Raw genomic sequence first — 1,363 nt, forward strand, 5'->3', positions numbered from 1 at the left:
CCCTCTTCGAGCCCCGCCCCGTCCACGTCCCCCTCACCGACCTCGTCGAGGTGTACGCGGACCAGCAGCGGCGGCACGACGCCACCGCCCACCCGGACCGGATGCGGCTGCTGACCGCCGCCGAGTCGGCCGGGATGCTGGTCGCCGCCGAGATGAACCGGGCGGGGCTGCCGTGGCGGGCCGACGTCCATCGTGACGTGCTGCACGAGATGCTCGGTGAGCGGTACGCCGGCGGGGGCGAGCCGCGGCGCCTCGCCGAGCTCGCCGAGGAGGTGTCGCACGCGTTCGGGCGGCGGGTGCGGCCCGATCTGCCCGCCGATGTCGTCAAGGCCTTCGCCCAGGCCGGCATCCGGATCCGGTCCACCCGGCGCTGGGAGATCGAGAGCCTCGACCATCCGGCCGTGAAGCCCCTGCTGGAGTACAAGCGGCTGTACCGCATCTGGGTCGCCCACGGCTGGTCCTGGCTCCAGGACTGGGTCCGGGACGGCCGCTTCCGGCCCGAATTCCTCGCGCACGGCACGGTCACCGGGCGGTGGGTCACCAACGGCGGGGGCGCCCTGCAGATCCCCAAGGTGATCCGCCGCGCCTGCGTCGCCGACCCGGGCTGGCGGCTCGTCGTCGCCGACGCCGACCAGATGGAACCCCGGGTACTGGCCGCCATCTCCCGTGACCCCGGCCTGATGGAGGTCGCGGGCCGCCCCACCGACCTCTACCAGGCCGTCTCCGACCGCGCTTTCTCCGGGAACCGCGACCACGCCAAACTCGCCGTGCTCGGGGCCGTGTACGGGCAGACGTCCGGCGACGGGCTCAAGAACCTCGCCGCGCTGCGCCGCCGGTTCCCGCACGCCGTGCGGTACGTCGACGACGCGGCCCGCGCGGGCGAGGAGGGCCGGCTCGTACGGACCTGGCTCGGGCGTACGTGCCCGCCGGCGGTCGGCGCCTCCGACACGACCGGCGACGAGGCGGGCCTCCCCCAGGACGACGGTGACCCCGACACCCGCGAGCGTGGGCAGGGCGACGAGTGGGTGCCCGGGTACGCCTCCACCAACTCCCGGGCCCGGGGCCGCTTCGCCCGCAACTTCGTCGTCCAGGGCAGCGCCGCCGACTGGACCCTGCTCCTCCTCGCGGCCCTCCGCCGCGCCCTCGACGGCATGGCGGCAGAACTGGTCTTCTTCCAGCACGACGAGGTGATCGTGCACTGCCCGGAGCGGGAGGCGGAGGCCGTGGTGGCGGCGATCCGGGAGGCGTCGGAGCTGTCGGGGCGGCTGGCGTTCGGGGAGACGCCGGTGCGGTTTCCGTTCACTACGGCGGTGGTCGAGTGTTATGCGGATGCGAAGTGAGGGGCGGGGGGCGCCTTCTGGGG

1 protein-coding gene is annotated in these 1,363 nt (G+C 74.5%); it reads left to right on the forward strand.

Features of this window, described 5'->3' with window-relative positions:
* Positions 1-1,340: bifunctional 3'-5' exonuclease/DNA polymerase (locus P1P70_RS44665; protein ID WP_319248227.1), on the forward strand; the 1,340-nt coding region annotated here is incomplete at its 5' end.
* Positions 1,341-1,363: the final 23 nt, after the last annotated feature.

This window comes from Streptomyces sp. MB09-02B, assembly GCF_033794485.1.
GTDB lineage: Bacteria > Actinomycetota > Actinomycetes > Streptomycetales > Streptomycetaceae > Streptomyces.